The sequence below is a fragment of the Cupriavidus sp. 291-E7 genome, assembly GCF_057798835.1.
In genome coordinates this window covers 26,055-44,910 of sequence record NZ_JBYOJV010000010.1, presented here as the reverse complement: position 1 = coordinate 44,910, position 18,856 = coordinate 26,055, and the positions used below count along the sequence as shown (strand labels likewise).

Below are 18,856 nucleotides of genomic sequence, written 5' to 3'. Positions count from 1 at the left end.
GAAACGAATTTAACCAAATGGCAATTTTCAAGACTCTGTTGGTCATCGTGCAGGTTCTGTCCGCGCTTGGCGTGATCGGCCTCGTCCTGCTGCAGCATGGCAAGGGCGCCGATGTTGGCGCCGCGTTCGGTTCCGGTGCATCGGGCAGCCTGTTTGGTGCATCGGGCTCGGCAAACTTCCTGTCGCGCACGACGGCTGTTCTGGCGGCCCTGTTCTTTGCCGCCACGCTGGGTCTGACGTTGCTGGGCAACTACAAGCCGCAGGCGTCGGTGGGCGTCATGGGCGCGGCTCAGCAACCTCAGGTCACGCCGGCTTCGGCACCGGCCGCGGCAGCGTCTGCTGCTTCCGCTCCTGCTGCGCCGGCAGTGCCGAAGTAAGTTTTGGCATCAGCGCAATAATCGAACAGTGTGTTCTCGGATTCCTGATTTAATTTGCAGTTGTGCATTGAACAAATCAGGAATCATGAGTTAGAATGCAGGGCTTGAAACGATTCCCCAGCGCGGGGCAAAAGCCAAAGGACATACTCTCTTGGCCGAGCTTCGTAGGGTGTAAAAACCCGGCGCAAGGCAATATTGTTTCTCCCCCAGCCGACGTGGTGAAATTGGTAGACACGCTATCTTGAGGGGGTAGTGGCGAAAGCTGTGCGAGTTCGAGTCTCGCCGTCGGCACCAAACAATTGATCGGAAGTCATTGTCGCATCCATGTCATGCATGGGCTGCAGCATGGCTCTCCGGCAGTCCGCAAGGCGGCGCCGTAGCTATGACGGGATGGCGCCTGGGGTGGGCAACAGGTCGCCGCTAGCTGGTGCTGTTGACAACATTCCAGATAAGGCTGGCCGTATCTTGACTCTCGAAGCCTACTTCCCCGTCCTCATCTTCATCCTCTTTGGCATCGTGCTCGGTGTAGCACTGATGTCCATTGGCAGGATTCTCGGTCCCAACAATCCTGACGCAGCGAAGCTGTCGCCGTACGAGTGCGGCTTCGAAGCATTCGAGGATGCGCGCATGAAGTTCGACGTGCGCTACTACCTCATCGCCATCCTCTTTATCCTGTTCGATCTCGAAACTGCCTTCCTGTTTCCGTGGGGCGTTGCCCTCAAGGACATCGGTTGGCCGGGATTCATCGCCATGGGCGTGTTTCTGCTGGAATTCATCGTGGGCTTCGTCTACATCTGGAAAAAGGGCGCGCTCGATTGGGAGTGATGTGAAATGGCAATCGAAGGCGTTCTCAACGAAGGCTTTGTCACGACGACCGCTGACAAGCTGATCAACTGGACCCGCACGGGTTCCCTGTGGCCCATGACGTTCGGTCTGGCCTGCTGTGCAGTGGAAATGATGCACGCTGGCGCCGCACGCTACGACATGGACCGTTTCGGCGTGATCTTCCGCCCGTCGCCGCGTCAGTCCGACGTGATGATCGTGGCCGGTACGCTGTGCAACAAGATGGCCCCCGCGCTGCGCAAGGTCTACGACCAGATGGCAGAGCCGCGTTGGGTGATCTCGATGGGTTCGTGCGCCAACGGCGGCGGCTACTACCACTACTCGTATTCGGTAGTGCGTGGCTGCGATCGCATCGTGCCGGTCGACATCTATGTTCCGGGCTGCCCGCCGACGGCGGAAGCGCTGATCTACGGCGTGATCCAGCTGCAGAACAAGATCAAGCGTACCAACACCATCGCGCGCAAGGGCTGACATGGCGAACCTCGATACCCTCAAGGCCGCCCTCGAAAAAGTTCTGGGCAAGCGCGTGCAGAATCTGATCGAGGCTACCGGCGAGCTGACGCTGATCGTCAAGGCTGCCGATTACCTGGACGCCGCACGCTTGCTGCGCGACGACCCGTCGCTGCATTTCGAGCAGGCTATCGATCTCTGCGGCGTCGATTACTCCGATTACGCCGAAGGCACCTGGGAAGGCCTGCGCTTTGCAGTCGTTACCCATCTGCTGTCGATCAAGCACAACTGGCGCCTGCGCCTGCGCGTGTTCGCGCCGGACGACGACATGCCCGTGGTGCCGTCGCTGATCGATGTCTGGAACTCGGTGAACTGGTTCGAGCGCGAAGCGTTCGATTTCTATGGCATCGTGTTCGAAGGCCATCCGGACCTGCGCCGTATCCTGACCGACTACGGTTTCGTCGGCCATCCGTTCCGTAAGGACTTCCCGGTTTCGGGCTACGTGGAAATGCGTTACGACCCCGAGCAGAAGCGGGTCATCTACCAGCCGGTGACGATCGAGCCGCGCGAAATCACGCCGCGCGTGATTCGCGAGGAAAACTACGGCGGCACGAAGCACTGAGAACGGCGTCATGGCAGATATCAAGAACTACACCCTCAACTTCGGTCCCCAACACCCTGCCGCGCACGGCGTGCTGCGTCTGGTGCTTGAGCTGGACGGCGAAGTCATTCAGCGCGCCGACCCGCACATCGGCCTGCTGCACCGCGCCACGGAAAAGCTGGCCGAGCAGAAGAGCTGGATCCAGAACGTTCCCTACATGGACCGTCTCGACTACGTGTCGATGATGGCCAACGAACACGCCTACGTGATGGCGATCGAGCGGCTGCTCGGCATCGAAGTGCCGGTCCGCGCGCAGTACATCCGCGTGATGTTCGACGAAATCACCCGTCTGCTGAACCACCTGATGTGGATCGGTTCCCACGCGCTGGACGTTGGGGCGATGGCTGTGTTCCTGTACGCGTTCCGCGAGCGCGAAGACATGTTCGACATGTACGAGGCGGTATCGGGCGCGCGCATGCACGCGGCTTACTACCGTCCGGGCGGTGTGTACCGCGACCTGCCGGACACGATGCCGCAGTACCGTGCGTCGAAGATCCACAACGAGAAGGCCATCAAGGTCATGAACGAAGCCCGTTCGGGCTCGTTGCTGGACTTCATCGAGGACTTCACGAACCGTTTTCCGACGTACGTGGATGAATATGAGACGCTGCTGACCGATAACCGTATCTGGAAGCAACGTCTGGTCGATATCGGCGTGGTCAGCCCCGAGCGTGCATTGCAGATGGGTTTCACCGGTCCGATGCTGCGTGGCTCGGGCATCGAGTGGGATCTGCGCAAGAAGCAGCCGTACGAGGTGTATGACCAGCTCGACTTCGACATCCCGGTTGGCACGGCGGGCGATTGCTACTCGCGCTACCTGGTGCGCGTGGAGGAAATGCGTCAGTCGAACCGCATCATCAAGCAGTGCATCGACTGGCTGCGCCGCAACCCTGGCGCGGTGATCACCGAGAACCACAAGGTGGCGCCGCCCTCGCGCGTGGACATGAAGTCGAACATGGAAGAGCTGATCCACCACTTCAAGCTCTTCACGGAAGGCATTCACGTGCCGCCGGGCGAGGCATATGCCGCGGTGGAACACCCGAAGGGCGAGTTCGGCATCTATGCGATCTCCGACGGTGCGAACAAGCCGTACCGCCTGAAGATCCGTGCGCCGGGTTATGCCCACCTGGCTGCACTGGACGAGATGGCCCGCGGACACATGATTGCGGACGCGGTCACGATCATCGGTACGCAGGACATCGTGTTCGGTGAGATCGACCGCTAAGGGATACCGACAGTAAAAGGGTATCCCGTCACAGGCCGTTGTCCGGACGACGATCCGGGCGTGTTCGGCCGGCCCCGGTGGTAACGGTGGCGGCAGGCGATGCCTGCGACGGACCGGCAAGGAATGCGCTGGAGCATTCCGGGCCGGCGGAACATGGCAGCGACGGCTGCAAACCAGTGAAGCCACGCGAAAAGCGCGGGGCTTCGCCGTATTACTGCAATGACCATGCTATCAGCAGAAGCTCTCAAGGAAATCGATCGCGCGATCGCGAAGTATCCGACCGACCAGAAGCAGTCGGCCGTGATGGCGGCACTCGCCGTGGCACAGGGCGAGGTGGGCTGGGTTTCCCCCGAAGTCATGCAGTTCGTCGCCAGCTACCTGGAAATGCCGCCCGTGTGGGTGGAAGAGGTGGCCACGTTCTACAACATGTATGACACCAAGCCGGTGGGCAAGTACAAGCTCACCGTCTGCACCAACCTGCCGTGCGCCCTGTCGGGCGGCGACCGGGCTGGCGAATACCTGAAGCGCAAGCTCGGGATCGACTACAACGAAACCACCGCTGACGGCTGCTTCACGCTGAAGGAAGGCGAATGCATGGGCGCTTGCGGCGATGCACCGGTGATGATCGTCAACAACACCCGCATGTGCAGCTTCATGAGCGACCAGAAGATCGACGCACTGGTCGACGAGCTCAAGGCCGAAGCCGCCGCCAAGGGGGACAAGTAACATGACCTCTCTGCACGACCGTCATATCAAGCCGCTGATCCTGGCAGGCCTGGACGGCAAGAACTGGCACCTCGAGGACTACGTCGCGCGTGGCGGCTACCAGCAGCTGCGCCGTATCCTGGAGCAGAAGGTAACGCCCGAGCAGGTGATTGCCGACGTCAAGGCGTCGGGCCTGCGTGGCCGTGGCGGTGCGGGCTTTCCCACCGGCCTGAAGTGGAGCTTCATGCCGCGTTCGTTCCCGGGCCAGAAGTACCTGGTCTGCAATACGGACGAGGGCGAGCCGGGCACGTTCAAGGACCGTGACATCATCCGCTACAACCCCCATGCGCTGATCGAAGGCATGGCTATCGGGGCGTACGCGATGGGTATCACCGTGGGTTACAACTACATCCACGGCGAAATCTGGAACGAATACAAGATCTTCGAGGAAGCCCTCGAAGAAGCGCGTCGCGCAGGTTTCCTGGGCGACAACATCCTGGGTTCGGGCTTCAGCTTCCAGCTGCACGCCCACCACGGTTATGGCGCTTACATCTGCGGCGAGGAAACCGCGCTGCTGGAGTCGCTGGAAGGCAAGAAGGGCCAACCGCGCTTCAAGCCGCCTTTCCCGGCCAGCTTCGGCCTGTATGGCAAGCCGACCACGATCAACAACACCGAGACGTTTGCCGCGGTGCCGTTCCTGCTGGCCGTTGGCCCGGAGGAATACCTGAAGATGGGCAAGCCGAACAACGGCGGCACCAAGATCTTCTCGGTATCGGGCGACGTCGAGCGTCCGGGCAACTACGAAATCCCGCTGGGTACGCCGTTCTCCGATCTGCTGGAGCTGGCGGGCGGCATGCGCGGTGGCAAGGCCCTCAAAGCGGTGATTCCTGGCGGCTCGTCGGCCCCGGTGGTGCCGGCGGACCTGATGATGGCCTCGACCATGGACTACGATTCGATTGCCAAGGCCGGCTCGATGCTGGGCTCGGGCGCCGTGATCGTCATGGACGAGACGCGCTGCATGGTGAAGTCGTTGCTGCGCCTGTCGTATTTCTACTTTGAAGAATCGTGCGGCCAGTGCACGCCGTGCCGTGAAGGCACCGGCTGGCTCTACCGCATGGTGAATCGTATTGAACACGGAGAAGGCCGCCAGGAAGACCTGGACCTGCTCAATAACGTTGCGGAAAACATCATGGGTCGCACGATTTGTGCGCTCGGCGATGCCGCGGCGATGCCGGTACGCGGCATGCTCAAGCACTACTGGAAAGAGTTCGAATATCACGTCGAACACAAGCAGTGCATGGTCCCGGCCCATTCCTGAAGCGTGGCAGAACATGGTTGAACTCGAGATCGACGGCAAGAAGGTTGAGGTTGCGGAAGGTAGCCTCGTCATGGAAGCGGCCCGCAAGCTGGGCACGTATATTCCTCACTTCTGCTACCACCGCAAACTGTCCATCGCGGCGAACTGCCGCATGTGTCTGGTCGAAGTGGAAAAAGCGCCCAAGGCGCTGCCCGCCTGCGCCACCCCGGTGACGCCCGGCATGAAGGTCTTCACGAACTCTGAAAAGGCCGTCAAGGCCCAGAAGTCCGTGATGGAATTCCTGCTGATCAATCACCCGCTCGACTGCCCGATCTGCGATCAGGGCGGCGAATGCCAGCTGCAGGATCTGGCCGTGGGCTACGGAGCATCGGAGTCGCGCTACAAGGAAGAAAAGCGCGTGGTGTTCCACAAGAACGTGGGCCCGCTGATCTCCATGGAGGAGATGACGCGCTGCATCCACTGCACCCGTTGCGTGCGCTTTGGCCAGGAAGTGGCCGGCGTGATGGAACTGGGCATGCTGAACCGCGGCGAACACTCGGAAATCACGACGTTCGTCGGCCAGACCGTGGATTCGGAACTGTCCGGCAACATGATCGACCTGTGCCCGGTCGGCGCGCTGACCAGCAAGCCGTTCCGCTATTCGGCCCGTACGTGGGAACTCGGCCGCCGCAAGTCGGTGTCGCCGCACGACGGCGTGGGCGCCAACCTCGTGGTCCAGACCAAGAACCAGCGCGTGATGCGCGTGGTGCCGCTGGAAAACGAAGACGTCAACGAATGCTGGATCTCGGACAAGGACCGCTTCTCGTACGAGGGCGTGAATAGTGCCGACCGTCTGACCCGCCCGATGCTCAAGCAGGGCGGCCAGTGGATGGAAACGGACTGGCAGACCGCGCTGGAATACGTGGCTAATGGCCTGGCCAGCATCAAGCAGGAACATGGCGCCGACCAGATCGCCGCCATCGCCAGCCCGCACAGCACGCTGGAAGAACTGTTCCTGCTCGGCAACCTCGTGCGTGGCCTGGGTAGCGACAACGTCGACTTCCGCCTGCGTCAGAGCGATTTCTCGGCGGCACTGAAGGGTGCGCCGTGGCTGGGCATGCCGATTGCCGACGTCACCACGCTGCAACGCGCGCTGGTGATTGGCGCGTCGCTGCGCAAGGACCAGCCGCTGCTGGCTTCGCGTCTGCGCCAGGCAGTCAAGAAGGGTGCCCGCGTGGCCGTGATCGGCGCCGGCGGTGAAGACCTGCTGATGCCGCTGGCCGCACGTATCGACGTGGCCCCGTCGGGCTGGACCGCAGCACTGGCGGGCGTGGCCCGTGCCGTGGCTGCCGCCAAGGGCGTGGCAGCACCGGCCGGTACCGATGGATTCGACGGTGGCGATGCCGCCAAGACCGTGGCCGATGCGCTGCTGTCGGGCGAGCGCCGCGCCGTGTTCCTCGGCAACGAAGCCGTGCGTCACCCGCAATTCTCGGCGCTGCACGCGCTGGCCCAATGGATCGCCACGGAAACGGGCGCGACGCTGGGCTTCCTGACCGAGGCAGCCAACACGGTCGGCGGCTACATCGCCGGCGCGCTGCCCAAGCAGGGTGGCGCCAATGCGCAGGCGATGTTCGATGCGCCGCGCCGCGCCTACATCGTGCTGAACGCCGAAGCCGAATTCGATACCGCCGACGCACGCAAGGCCGTGGCCGCGCTGCAGCAAGCCGGTACCGTCGTAGTGCTGTCGCCGTTCCGCTCGGAAGCCGCCATGCAATACGCCGACGTGATCCTGCCGATCACGCCGTTCACCGAGACCGCCGGTACGTTCGTGAATGCCGAGGGCCGTGCCCAGAGCTTCAACGGTGTGGTTCGTGCGCTGGGCGAGTCGCGTCCGGGCTGGAAGGTGCTGCGTGTGCTGGGCAACCTGCTGGATGTGCCTGGCTTCGACTTTGACACCGCCGAAGCCGTACGCGATGCCGTGCTGGCCCGCCCGGTTGCCGAGCAGTTGAACAACGCCACCGATGCCGCGATTCGCGTGACGGCTGCCGCCGCCAACGGAATCGAGCGTATCGCCGATGTGCCCATCTACCACGCCGATGCCATCGTGCGCCGCGCCGATTCGCTGCAGCTGACCGCTGCCGCGCGCCGTGCGATGCAGGTTGCGCTGTCGTCGGATCTGTTTGGCAAGCTGGGCGTGCATTCGGGCGATCCGGTGCGCGTGACGCAGGATGGCGCCAGCGTGGTGCTGCCCGCGGCGCTGGAAAAGACGCTGCCGGCCAACACCGTGCGCGTGCCGGCTGCCACCGTGGCCGCCGCAACGCTGGGCGCGCTGTTCGGCACCGTCACCGTTGAGAAAGCCATCGACCTGTCGGCCGGTCAGAGTGCCGCCGCGACGGCCACCGTATAAGAAGAGCGAGATAGCAACATGATCGATCTCATTACCTCGCAGGGCCAGGCCATCTTCGGCAGCGCTTGGACGCTGATCTGGATCCTGATCCGTGCCGTGGTCATTGTGGTGCCGGTGCTGCTGTGCGTGGCCTACCTGATTCTGTGGGAACGCAAGCTGATCGGCTGGATGCACGTGCGTATCGGGCCGAACCGCGTGGGTCCGCTGGGCCTGCTGCAGCCGATCGCCGACGTGCTGAAGCTGCTGCTCAAGGAAGTCATGTTCCCGTCGCAGATCAACCGGGGCATGTACCTGGTTGCGCCGCTGATGGTGCTGATGCCGGCGGTTGCCGTGTGGGCTGTGATTCCGTTCCAGGCTGAAGTGGTGATGGCCAACGTGAACGCCGGCCTGCTGTATGTGATGGCCATCAGCTCGGTGGGCGTCTACGGCGTGATCCTGGCAGGCTGGGCATCGAACTCGAAGTATGCGTTCATCGGCGCAATGCGTGCCGCGGCGCAGATGGTGTCGTACGAAATCGCGATGGGCTTTGCGCTGGTCACCGTGCTGATGGTGGCGGGCAGCCTGAACCTGTCGGCAATCGTGAATGGCCAGAACGTCGGCTACTTCGCGGACATGGGTATCAACATCCTGTCGTGGAACTGGCTGCCGCTGCTGCCGATGTTCGCCGTGTACTTCATTTCGGGCGTGGCGGAAACGAACCGCCATCCGTTCGACGTGGTGGAAGGCGAATCGGAAATCGTGGCCGGCCACATGATCGAATACTCGGGCATGACGTTCGCGCTGTTCTTCCTGGCCGAATACATCAACATGATCATCATCTCGACGATGACCTCGTTGCTGTTCCTCGGCGGTTGGGCGCCTCCGTTCTCGAGCTTCATCACGAACGCGATCCCGGGCTTCTTCTGGCTGGTGATCAAGGTTTTCCTGCTGCTGTCGGTGTTCATCTGGATTCGTGCCTCGTTCCCGCGTTACCGCTATGACCAGATCATGCGTCTGGGCTGGAAGATCTTCATTCCGCTGACCGTGGCGTGGCTGATCATTGTGGCGATCTGGATCAAGTCGCCGTGGAACATCTGGCACTAAGAGGCCAGGCGAAGGTGCGCCGCCCGAAGGGGCAGGGCGCGCCACGCTGAAATACTTAGGAAGCAATCGTCATGCTGCTCGCCATCAAGGACTTCTTCAACAGCCTGCTCCTGAAGGAACTCTTCAAGGGCATGGCACTGACCGGCCGCTATCTCTTCGCCCGGAAGGTGACTGTCCAGTTTCCTGAAGAGAAAACGCCGATGTCGCCGCGTTTCCGCGGCCTGCACGCGCTGCGTCGCTACCCGAACGGGGAAGAGCGCTGCATCGCCTGCAAGCTGTGCGAAGCGGTGTGCCCGGCTATGGCCATCACGATCGAATCGGACGTGCGTAACGACGGCACCCGCCGCACCACGCGCTACGATATCGATCTGACCAAGTGCATTTTCTGCGGCTTCTGCGAAGAGGCCTGCCCGGTCGACGCCGTCGTCGAAACGCACATTTTCGAGTACCACGGCGAAAAGCGCGGCGACCTGTACTTCACCAAGGACATGCTGCTGGCCGTGGGCGACCGCTACGAGCCGCAGATTGCCGCGGCCAAGGCAGCGGACGCGAAGTACCGCTAAGCGTATCTGGCAGGACGGAAGCGGAGCGTGTGACAGGCCGCTTCCGGCAACGAATTTGAAGTGGCCCCGCAAGGGGCGACAACCAAGAGAAGGATGCCGCGCAAGGCGCGGGCCACCCAGAGGGTAGCCTGTGCCGGCGCGGCCCAAAGAGGATCCGATAGGGACCATGGAACTCACGACAGCCATCTTCTATGCCTTTGCCCTGGTGCTGGTGCTCTCCGCACTGAAAGTCATCACGGCAAAGAACCCGGTGCATTCCGCACTGTTCCTCGTCCTGGCGTTCTTCACCGCCGCCGCGATCTGGATGATCCTGAAGGCCGAGTTCCTCGCCATCCTGCTTGTGCTGGTCTACGTAGGCGCCGTGATGGTGCTGTTCCTGTTCGTGGTGATGATGATCGATATCGACATCGAGCACCTGCGCCGGGACTTCTGGACCTACGTGCCGATGGCCTCGATCGTCGGTGCGCTGATCATCGCCGAAATGGCCATCGTGCTCGTGCGCAACTTCATCGGTACCACCGCCGCCGTGATGCCGCCGGGTGCGCAGGATCCGAACTATTCGAATACCCAGGCGCTGGGCAAGCTGATCTACACCGATTACGTGTATGCGTTCGAAGTGGCTGGCGTGATCCTGCTGGTGGCGATCATCGCCGCCGTAGCGCTGACGCTGCGCCGCCGCAAGGACGTCAAGGCCCAGGACGTGGGTGCCCAGTTGCGCGTACGCCGCGACGAGCGCGTGCGCCTGGTGAAGATGCCGGCCGAGGGCCGGGCCGAAGCGGACGCTGCTGTCTCCGCCAACAAGAACTAAGCCCGGAGAACCCGCTGTGTTGTCTCTCGCCCATTTTCTCGTCCTCGGTGCCATCCTGTTCGCGATCAGCATCGTTGGCATTTTCCTGAACCGCAAGAACGTCATCGTGCTGCTGATGGCGCTCGAACTGATGCTGCTTGCGGTGAACACCAATTTTGTCGCCTTCTCGCACTACATGGGCGACCTGGCCGGACAGGTTTTCGTTTTCTTCATCCTTACGGTGGCCGCCGCCGAGTCGGCAATCGGTCTGGCAATCCTGGTCGTGCTGTTCCGTAACCTGGACACGATCAATGTGGACGACATGGATACCCTCAAGGGCTGACATGAACGCTCACGACATGAACCAAGACTGCATCCCGACCGCACACCAATAAGCGTCCTATGGCAACCACGCTCAACCCCAACCTGCTGCTGGCAATTGCGCTGGCACCGCTCGCCGGTGCCGCGATAGCCGGTCTGTTCGGTACCAAGTTCTTCGGCACGTTTTCCTCGGAGTCGCGCGGCGGCCGGATCGTGGCCCACTCCGCGACGATCCTCGGCGTAGCCGTCTCGTTCGTCCTGTCGGTGATGGTGCTGCTCGACGTGATGAACGGCGCCGGCTACAACGCCACCGTGTACGAATGGATGGCCATCGGCTCGCTGAAGATGGAAGTCGGCTTCCTGGTCGATTCCCTGACCGCGATGATGATGGTCGTGGTGACCTTCGTGTCGCTGATGGTGCATATCTACACCGTCGGCTACATGGAAGGGGACCCCGGCTACAACCGCTTCTTCGCCTACATCTCGCTCTTCACCTTCTCGATGCTGATGCTGGTGATGAGCAACAACTTCCTGCAGCTGTTCTTCGGCTGGGAAGCGGTGGGCCTGGTTTCGTACCTGCTGATCGGTTTCTGGTACACGCGTCCGACCGCGATCTTCGCCAACCTGAAGGCGTTCCTGGTCAACCGCGTCGGCGACTTCGGCTTCATCCTCGGTATCGGCCTGCTGCTGGCTTACAGCGGCAGCATGAACTACACCGACGTGTTTGCGCAGCGCGAGCAGCTGGCAACCGTGATCTTCCCGGGCACCGACTGGCTGATGATCACCGTGGCCTGCATCTGCCTGTTCATCGGCGCGATGGGCAAGTCGGCGCAGTTCCCGCTGCACGTCTGGCTGCCTGACTCGATGGAAGGCCCGACCCCGATCTCGGCACTGATTCACGCGGCAACGATGGTGACCGCCGGCATCTTCATGGTGTCGCGCATGTCGCCGCTGTTCGAGCTGTCGGACACGGCGCTGTCGTTCGTGCTGATCATCGGCGCGATCACGGCACTGTTCATGGGTTTCCTGGGCATCATCCAGAACGACATCAAGCGCGTGGTGGCGTACTCCACGCTGTCGCAGCTTGGTTACATGACTGTGGCGCTGGGCGCATCGGCCTACTCGGTGGCCGTGTTCCACCTGATGACGCACGCGTTCTTCAAGGCACTGCTGTTCCTGGGCGCCGGTTCGGTCATCATCGGCATGCACCACGACCAGGACATCCGCAACATGGGCGGCCTGCGCAAGTACATGCCGATCACGTGGATCACGTCGCTGGTTGGTTCGCTGGCGCTGATCGGCACGCCGTTCTTCTCGGGCTTCTACTCGAAGGATTCGATCATCGAGGCCGTGGCCGAGTCGCATCTGGCCGGTTCGGGCTTTGCGTACTTCGCAGTGCTGGCCGGTGTGTTCGTGACCGCCTTCTACTCGTTCCGCATGTACTTCCTGGTGTTCCACGGTGAAGAGCGTTTCGGCAAGCCGCACGCCCACCACGACCATCATGAGGAAGAAGAGGAATCGCACGGTGACGACCATCATCACGGTCTGGCTCCGGGCCAGAAGCCGCACGAGTCGCCGTGGGTGGTGACGCTGCCGCTGGTGCTGCTGGCCATTCCGTCGGTGATCGTTGGCGCCATTGCCATCGAGCCGATGCTGTTCGGCGACTTCTTCAAGCACGGCATCGCATTCAAGGACGTGATCTTCGTCGGCGAAAATCACCACGCGATGGAAGAGCTCAAGGAAGCGTTCCACGGCTGGGTGCCGATGGCGATCCACTCGCTGACGACGCCGGTGCTGTGGCTGGCCATCGCGGGCGTGGTGCTGTCGTGGTTCTTCTACATGAAGCGCCCGGATATCCCTGAAGCGATCAAGCAACGTTTCTCGGGCGTCTACAAGCTGCTGGACAACAAGTACTACATGGACGCGATCAACCAGGCCGTGTTTGCGCGCGGTGCGCGTCTGCTGGGTACCGGTCTGTGGAAGGGCGGCGACCAGAGCCTGATCGACGGCCTGTTCGTCAACGGGTCGGCCCGTGTGGTGGCATCGTTTGCCGCCGCCAGCCGCTACCTGCAGTCCGGCTATATCTACCATTACGCTTTCGCGATGATCATCGGCATGCTGGTGCTTTTGACGCTGACGATCACTGGCGTGATAGGCACCAAGTGATAGGCACCGAGTAAGGAAAACAAAGAAATGGTTCTGTCTCTCGCAATCTGGCTGCCTATCTTCTTCGGCCTGCTGGTATTGATGTTCGGCTCCGACAACAGCAAGTGCTTCGTGCGCTGGATGTCGCTGTTCGGTGCCATCGCCAGCTTCGTCGTAACGCTGCCGCTGGTCTTCCACTTCGATACGTCGACGGCTGCCATGCAGTTCGTCGTGCAGGCTCCCTGGATCGAGCGCTTCAATATCGCCTATCACCTGGGCGTTGACGGCATCTCGATGTGGTTCGTGGTGCTGACCGCGTTCATCACCGTGATCGTCGTGATCTCGGCCTGGGAAGTGATCACCGAGCGCGTGGCCGAGTACATGGCTGCGTTCCTGATCCTGTCTGGCCTGATGGTCGGCGTGTTCTGCGCGCTGGACGGCATGCTGTTCTACGTGTTCTTCGAAGCCACGCTGATCCCGATGTACATCATCATCGGTGTCTGGGGCGGCCCGAACCGCGTGTACGCCGCGTTCAAGTTCTTCCTCTACACGCTGCTCGGCTCGCTGTTGACGCTGGTGGCGCTGCTGTACCTGTACAACAAGACCGGTACGTTCGACATCCTGTCCTGGCACCAGGCCAAGCTGACGTTCGAAGAGCAGATTGCGATCTTTGTCGCGTTCTTCATGGCCTTTGCCGTGAAGGTGCCGATGTGGCCGGTGCACACCTGGCTGCCCGACGCCCACGTGGAAGCGCCGACCGGCGGCTCCGTCGTGCTGGCCGCGATCATGCTGAAGCTGGGTGCCTACGGTTTCCTGCGGTTCTCGCTGCCGATCGCACCGGACGCCAGCCACTACATGGCGCCGTTCATCATCACGATCTCGCTGGTCGCCGTGATCTACATCGGCCTGGTGGCGCTGGTCCAGTCCGACATGAAGAAGCTGGTGGCGTACTCGTCGATCGCCCACATGGGTTTCGTGACGCTGGGCTTCTTCATCTTCAATGACCTCGGTATCGAGGGCGGTATCGTGCAGATGATCTCGCACGGCTTCGTGTCGGGTGCCATGTTCCTTGGCATCGGCGTGCTGTACGACCGCGTGCATTCGCGCCAGATCGCCGATTACGGCGGTGTGGTGAACGTGATGCCGAAGTTCGCCGCGTTCTCGGTGTTCTTCGCAATGGCCAACTGCGGCCTGCCTGCTACCTCGGGCTTCGTCGGCGAGTTCATGGTCATCCTGGCGTCGGTCAAGTTCAACTTCTGGATTGGCCTGCTGTCTGCCACGGCCCTGATCCTGGGTGCGGCCTACTCGCTGTGGATGGTCAAGCGCGTGATCTTTGGCGACATCGTGCACCAGCACGTGCGCGAGCTGGTGGATCTGAACAAGCGTGAATTCCTCATGTTTGGTCTGCTCGCCATCCTGACGCTTTACATGGGTCTGTACCCGAAACCCTTCACCGATGTAATGCACGCCTCGGTGGTGAACCTGCTGTCCCACGTGGCACAGTCCAAGCTGTAAGCGGGGGAGAGAAATATCATGCAATCGTCCTCTAGCCTGGCCCCGGTGGCGCCAATCATCTTCCTGGCGATCGCCATCGCGGCGATCAACTGGATCGACCTAGCGCGCGGCAAGAACCGCACCAGCGTGGCGTACCCGCTCTCGCTGATCACCACGCTGGTCCTGACCTTCTGGTTCTCCGTGGATGCGGCCAATGGCGAAACGCACTATGCGTTTGCCAACCTGGTGGTCATCGACCCGATGGCCAACGTGCTGTCGGCGTTCTGCTCGCTGGGCATGTTCCTGACGCTGATCTACACGCGTACCTACCTGAGCAACCGCGACATGTACGCGGGCGAGTTCTACATGCTCGCGCTGTTCACGCTCGGCGGCCAGCTCGTGATGATCACCGGCAACAACTTCCTGACCCTGTACCTGGGCCTGGAACTGCTGTCGCTGTCGTCGTACGCACTGGTGGCGCTGCGCCGCGATTCGCGCGTGACGTCGGAATCGGCCATCAAGTATTTCGTGCTTGGCGCGCTGGCTTCGGGCTTCCTGCTCTACGGCATGTCGATGATGTACGGCGCCACCGGTTCGCTGAACCTGGGCGAAGTCTTCCGCGTGGTGGAGTCGGGCCGCGTCAATACGACGATGCTGGCCTTTGGCGTGGTGTTCATCGTGGCGGGCGTGTCGTTCAAGCTCGGCGCCGCACCGTTCCACATGTGGATTCCGGACATCTACCAGGGTTCGCCGACCGCGGTGACGCTGCTGATCGCCGCCGGCCCCAAGGTCGCCGCGTTCGCGCTGATCATGCGCCTGCTGGTGGAAGGTCTGCTGCCGCTGGCCACTGACTGGCAGATGATGCTGGTGGGTCTGTCGATCGCGTCGCTCGTGATCGGTAACCTGACGGCAATCGTGCAGACCAACCTGAAGCGGATGCTGGCGTACTCGACGATTTCGCATATGGGCTTCATCCTGCTGGGCATGCTGTCCGGCGTGGTGGCGAACAAGGCGGATGGCGCGGCCAATGCGTACAGCTCGTCGATGTTCTACTCGATCACGTACATGCTGACCACGCTCGGCACGTTCGGCCTGATCCTGATCCGTACGCGCAAGGGCTTCGAGGCCGAAACGCTGGACGATCTGAAGGGCATGTCGCGCCGCCATCCGTGGTTCGCGCTGCTGATGCTGGTGATGATGTTCTCGATGGCCGGCATTCCGCCGACCGTGGGCTTCTACGCCAAGCTGGCCGTGCTGCAGGCCGTGGTCAAGGCCGGCATGAGCTGGCTGGCCATCGTGGCGGTGCTGTTCTCGCTGATCGGTGCGTTCTACTACCTGCGCATCGTGAAGCTGATGTACTTCGATGCCCCGACTGGCGAAGAGCCGCTGGAAGCGTCGACGGGCCTGCGCTCGGTGCTGAGTCTGAATGGCTTGGCGGTGATCCTGCTGGGCCTTTTCCCGGCCGCGCTGATGAACCTGTGCTATCAGGCCATCCGCGCCACGCTGGCGTCCTGACATAAAGGTGACGATATGAGTTCCTCGGCGGGCGGCTGGTTTGTCATTCTGTTGGCACTGGTTTGTGCCAACCTGCCGTTCGTCAACCAGCGCCTGTTCACGGCGGTGGGCCTGAAGTGGGCCCGCAAGCCGCTGTGGCTGCGCGTGGTGGAACTGATCGTCTGGTACGCGGTGGCCGGCGCTGTCGGCTTTGCGGTGGAGGCGAGCCTCGGCAACGCATTCCCGCAGGGCTGGCAGTTCTACGCCATCACGGCCTGCATGATGCTGGTGTTTGCCTTCCCCGGCTTCACCTGGCAATACCTGGTCAAACATCGCACGGCCTGAGGGCTTGCCTGCTCCGGTCCGTGTCACACCCGGAGCGTTCATGACCAACAAGACTTCCCCCGCGTCGCCCCAGACTTTCGAAGTTTCGGACGACCATCTCCGCGAGACCCCGGTCGCTTCGGCCACCATCCACCGCGGCAAATTCCTCACCCTCAAGCAAGACATCGTGCGGTTGCCTGACGGCAAGCAGACCGGCCGCGAGTACGTGCTGCATCCGGGCGCGGTGATGATGATCCCGCTGTTCGACGACGGCACCGTGCTGATGGAACGCCAGTTCCGTTATCCGGTAGGCGAGGTGATGCTCGAATTCCCGGCCGGCAAGCTCGATCCTCAGGAAGGCGCGCAGCGTTGCGGCGAACGCGAATTGCTCGAGGAGACCGGTTACACCGCCAAGCGTTGGGACTACCTGACGCGCATCCACCCGGTGATTTCCTATTCGACCGAATTTATCGACCTGTTCCTGGCGCGCGATCTGACGGCCGGCGAGTCGAAGCTCGACGACGGCGAGTTCCTGGAGACCTTCATCACCCCGGTAGGGCAGGTGATCGACTGGGTGCGGCAAGGCCGCATTACCGATGTGAAGACGATCATCGGCGCCTTCTGGCTCGAGAAGATCGTGTCCGGCACCTGGCAGCCCGGCGAGCAGGCTGAGCCGCCGTTTCCGGATACGCGCGCGGCCGGCTGAAACGCCGCTTTGCTGCTATGCTGACGCCGATGCCGACCACGGGTTTTCCCTTGATTTTTCAAGGCTCCGCGCCTAATTCGGCTGCTTTCGGCGGGATTGTGTTTCCGGCGCATCCTGCCAGGCAAAAACGGCTGCAAATAAATTAGCACGACCGTTCACAAAATTTCGATTCACGGCTAACATTGCCCCGACGGGCTGGAAAGATCATGAAGGTGCTCGACCTGTGCTGTGCGCATGACCATCGTTTCGAGGGCTGGTTTGCTTCGGAGGAAGATGCGCAATCGCAGATTTCACGTGACCTCGTCCAATGCCCGGTCTGTGGCGACCATGCGGTCAGCCGCCTGCCCAGCGCGCCGCGCCTGAATCTTTCGGGTGCCACCGCAAAGCCGGCGCCGACGCAGGGCCGCGATGGCGAACCAGGCAAGGCCGAAGCGCAGCAGATGATGCAGGCGCTGCAGGCGCACTACCTGAAGGCCGTGCGGCAGGTGCTGGCACAGACCGAGGACGTGGGAGACCGCTTCGTGGAGGAAGCGCGGCGCATGCATTACGACGAGGCGCCCGAACGCGGTATCCGCGGTTCGGCCACCGCCGAGGACGTGCAGGCGCTGGCTGAAGAGGGCATCGACACCTTTCCGCTCATCGTGCCGGACGCATTGAAGCAGACGGCCCACTGAACAAGCATCCTGTGCCCGGTTTTACCAGCGCAGCGATGCGCAGGTAAAACAATCGGCCGGCGCCCGCCGGCACCACCAATGGAGACGGGCATGGATCTCAACTACTCGGCGGCCGACAACGCCTTCCGTCAGGAAGTGCGCAGCTGGCTCGAAGCCAACCTGCCGGCGGAAATCCGCGAAAAGGTTCTCAACCACCGCCGCCCCAATCGCGACGACCTGGTGCGCTGGCACAAGACGCTGGCCGGCAATGGCTGGTCGGCTCCGCACTGGCCGGTCGAATTCGGCGGCACGGGCTGGAACGCCACGCAGCGCCATATCTGGGACGAGGAAAATGCCCGCGTCGGCGCGCCCGGCGTGCTGCCGTTCGGCGTGGCGATGGTCGCTCCCGTGATCATGAAGTACGGCAACGCCGAGCAGAAGTCGTATTACCTGCCCCGTATCCTCGATTGCACCGACTGGTGGTGCCAGGGCTACTCCGAGCCGGGTTCGGGTTCCGACCTGGCATCGCTGAAGACGCGCGCCGAGCTGACGTCGGATGGCAAGCACTACATCGTGAATGGCCAGAAGACCTGGACCACGCTGGGCCAGCACGCCGACATGATCTTCTGCCTGGTGCGCACCGATCCGGAAGCCAAGAAGCAGGAAGGGATCTCGTTCCTGCTGATCGACATGAAGACGCCGGGCATCACCGTGCGCCCGATCATCATGCTCGACGAAGAGCATGAGGTGAACGAAGTCTTCTTCGACAACGTGCAGGTGCCGGTCGAAAACCGCGTGGGCGAAGAGAACCGCGGCTGGACTTACGCCAAGTATCTGCTTGGCCACGAACGCACCGGCATTGCCCGCGTGGGCAACTCCAAGCGGGAACTGGGCTTCCTGAAGCGCGTGGCGCGTCAGCAGCAGAAGAATGGCAAGCCGCTTCTGGCGGACCCGGTATTCGGCGCCAAGGTGGCTGCCCTGGAAATCGAACTGATGGCGCTGGAGATCACCGTGCTGCGCGTGGTGTCGAGTGAAGCGGCCGGCAAGGGGCCTGGCCCCGAGGCTTCGATGCTCAAGATCAAGGGCACCGAGATCCAGCAGATGCTCACCGAGTTGATGGTGGAAGCCGTCGGCCCGTACGCGCAACCGTTCGATACGCCGTACCTCGAGTGTGAGACCGAGCACGCCGTGACGGGCTATGACGATGCCGCGCCGTTGGCCGCCTACTACTTCAACTACCGCAAGACGTCGATCTACGGTGGTTCCAACGAAATTCAAAAGAACATCATCAGCCAGATGATTCTGGGGCTGTGAGGAGACA

General features: G+C 62.0%; 19 protein-coding genes and 1 tRNA gene. All 20 read left to right on the top strand.

The genetic code is table 11. The features are described 5' to 3' along the window. Positions 1-17: 17 nt before the first annotated feature. Positions 18-377 (top strand): preprotein translocase subunit SecG, encoded by a 360-nt coding sequence (gene secG, locus AC3FLX_RS18425; RefSeq protein ID WP_488698750.1) that lies wholly within the window; start codon positions 18-20, stop codon positions 375-377. A 209-nt stretch (positions 378-586) separates the two neighbouring features. Beyond that, positions 587-671, top strand: a tRNA-Leu gene (locus tag AC3FLX_RS18420). A gap of 171 nt (positions 672-842) precedes the next feature. After that, on the top strand, positions 843-1,202 hold the full coding sequence (locus AC3FLX_RS18415) for an NADH-quinone oxidoreductase subunit A (protein ID WP_488698749.1): 360 nt from the start codon (positions 843-845) through the stop codon (positions 1,200-1,202). Between the two features lie 6 nt (positions 1,203-1,208). Beyond that, positions 1,209-1,691, top strand: coding sequence for a NuoB/complex I 20 kDa subunit family protein (locus AC3FLX_RS18410; RefSeq protein ID WP_008643342.1), 483 nt, complete (start codon positions 1,209-1,211; stop codon positions 1,689-1,691). 1 nt (position 1,692) lies between these two features. Next, the gene (locus AC3FLX_RS18405) at positions 1,693-2,292 is read left to right on the top strand and encodes an NADH-quinone oxidoreductase subunit C (protein ID WP_488698748.1); all 600 of its coding nucleotides are present in this window, start codon (positions 1,693-1,695) and stop codon (positions 2,290-2,292) included. Between the two features lie 10 nt (positions 2,293-2,302). Continuing rightward, entirely contained in the window at positions 2,303-3,556 is a 1,254-nt protein-coding gene (locus AC3FLX_RS18400; protein WP_488698747.1) for an NADH-quinone oxidoreductase subunit D, read from the top strand. Between the two features lie 225 nt (positions 3,557-3,781). After that, positions 3,782-4,282 carry an NADH-quinone oxidoreductase subunit NuoE gene (gene nuoE / locus AC3FLX_RS18395; protein ID WP_488698746.1) on the top strand — a complete coding sequence of 167 codons (501 nt, stop codon included), beginning with the start codon at positions 3,782-3,784 and terminating at the stop codon, positions 4,280-4,282. A 1-nt stretch (position 4,283) separates the two neighbouring features. Further along, on the top strand, positions 4,284-5,579 hold the full coding sequence (nuoF, locus tag AC3FLX_RS18390; RefSeq protein WP_488698745.1) for an NADH-quinone oxidoreductase subunit NuoF: 1,296 nt from the start codon (positions 4,284-4,286) through the stop codon (positions 5,577-5,579). 13 nt (positions 5,580-5,592) lie between these two features. Then, the gene (gene nuoG, locus AC3FLX_RS18385) at positions 5,593-7,965 is read left to right on the top strand and encodes an NADH-quinone oxidoreductase subunit NuoG (protein WP_488698744.1); all 2,373 of its coding nucleotides are present in this window, start codon (positions 5,593-5,595) and stop codon (positions 7,963-7,965) included. An 18-nt stretch (positions 7,966-7,983) separates the two neighbouring features. Further along, positions 7,984-9,048: an NADH-quinone oxidoreductase subunit NuoH gene (gene nuoH, locus AC3FLX_RS18380; protein ID WP_488698743.1), complete on the top strand. Its 1,065-nt coding sequence runs from the start codon at positions 7,984-7,986 to the stop codon at positions 9,046-9,048. 74 nt (positions 9,049-9,122) lie between these two features. Next, positions 9,123-9,611 carry an NADH-quinone oxidoreductase subunit NuoI gene (gene nuoI / locus AC3FLX_RS18375; protein WP_488698959.1) on the top strand — a complete coding sequence of 163 codons (489 nt, stop codon included), beginning with the start codon at positions 9,123-9,125 and terminating at the stop codon, positions 9,609-9,611. Between the two features lie 166 nt (positions 9,612-9,777). Continuing rightward, complete coding sequence (locus AC3FLX_RS18370) at positions 9,778-10,419, top strand: NADH-quinone oxidoreductase subunit J (RefSeq protein WP_488698742.1); 642 nt, start codon at positions 9,778-9,780, stop codon at positions 10,417-10,419. 16 nt (positions 10,420-10,435) lie between these two features. Then, positions 10,436-10,741, top strand: coding sequence for an NADH-quinone oxidoreductase subunit NuoK (gene nuoK, locus AC3FLX_RS18365; protein WP_488698741.1), 306 nt, complete (start codon positions 10,436-10,438; stop codon positions 10,739-10,741). A 59-nt stretch (positions 10,742-10,800) separates the two neighbouring features. After that, on the top strand, positions 10,801-12,885 hold the full coding sequence (gene nuoL, locus AC3FLX_RS18360; RefSeq protein ID WP_488698740.1) for an NADH-quinone oxidoreductase subunit L: 2,085 nt from the start codon (positions 10,801-10,803) through the stop codon (positions 12,883-12,885). Positions 12,886-12,912: 27 nt separating this feature from the next. Further along, positions 12,913-14,379, top strand: coding sequence for an NADH-quinone oxidoreductase subunit M (locus AC3FLX_RS18355; RefSeq protein WP_488698739.1), 1,467 nt, complete (start codon positions 12,913-12,915; stop codon positions 14,377-14,379). An 18-nt stretch (positions 14,380-14,397) separates the two neighbouring features. Further along, positions 14,398-15,873, top strand: coding sequence for an NADH-quinone oxidoreductase subunit NuoN (gene nuoN / locus AC3FLX_RS18350; RefSeq protein WP_488698738.1), 1,476 nt, complete (start codon positions 14,398-14,400; stop codon positions 15,871-15,873). 15 nt (positions 15,874-15,888) lie between these two features. Next, positions 15,889-16,197 carry a DUF2818 family protein gene (locus AC3FLX_RS18345; protein ID WP_488698737.1) on the top strand — a complete coding sequence of 103 codons (309 nt, stop codon included), beginning with the start codon at positions 15,889-15,891 and terminating at the stop codon, positions 16,195-16,197. Between the two features lie 40 nt (positions 16,198-16,237). Next, positions 16,238-16,882: an NUDIX domain-containing protein gene (locus AC3FLX_RS18340; RefSeq protein WP_488698736.1), complete on the top strand. Its 645-nt coding sequence runs from the start codon at positions 16,238-16,240 to the stop codon at positions 16,880-16,882. Positions 16,883-17,088: 206 nt separating this feature from the next. Continuing rightward, positions 17,089-17,556 (top strand): DUF1178 family protein, encoded by a 468-nt coding sequence (locus AC3FLX_RS18335; RefSeq protein ID WP_488698735.1) that lies wholly within the window; start codon positions 17,089-17,091, stop codon positions 17,554-17,556. A 90-nt stretch (positions 17,557-17,646) separates the two neighbouring features. Beyond that, positions 17,647-18,849: an acyl-CoA dehydrogenase family protein gene (locus AC3FLX_RS18330; protein ID WP_488698734.1), complete on the top strand. Its 1,203-nt coding sequence runs from the start codon at positions 17,647-17,649 to the stop codon at positions 18,847-18,849. Positions 18,850-18,856: the final 7 nt, after the last annotated feature.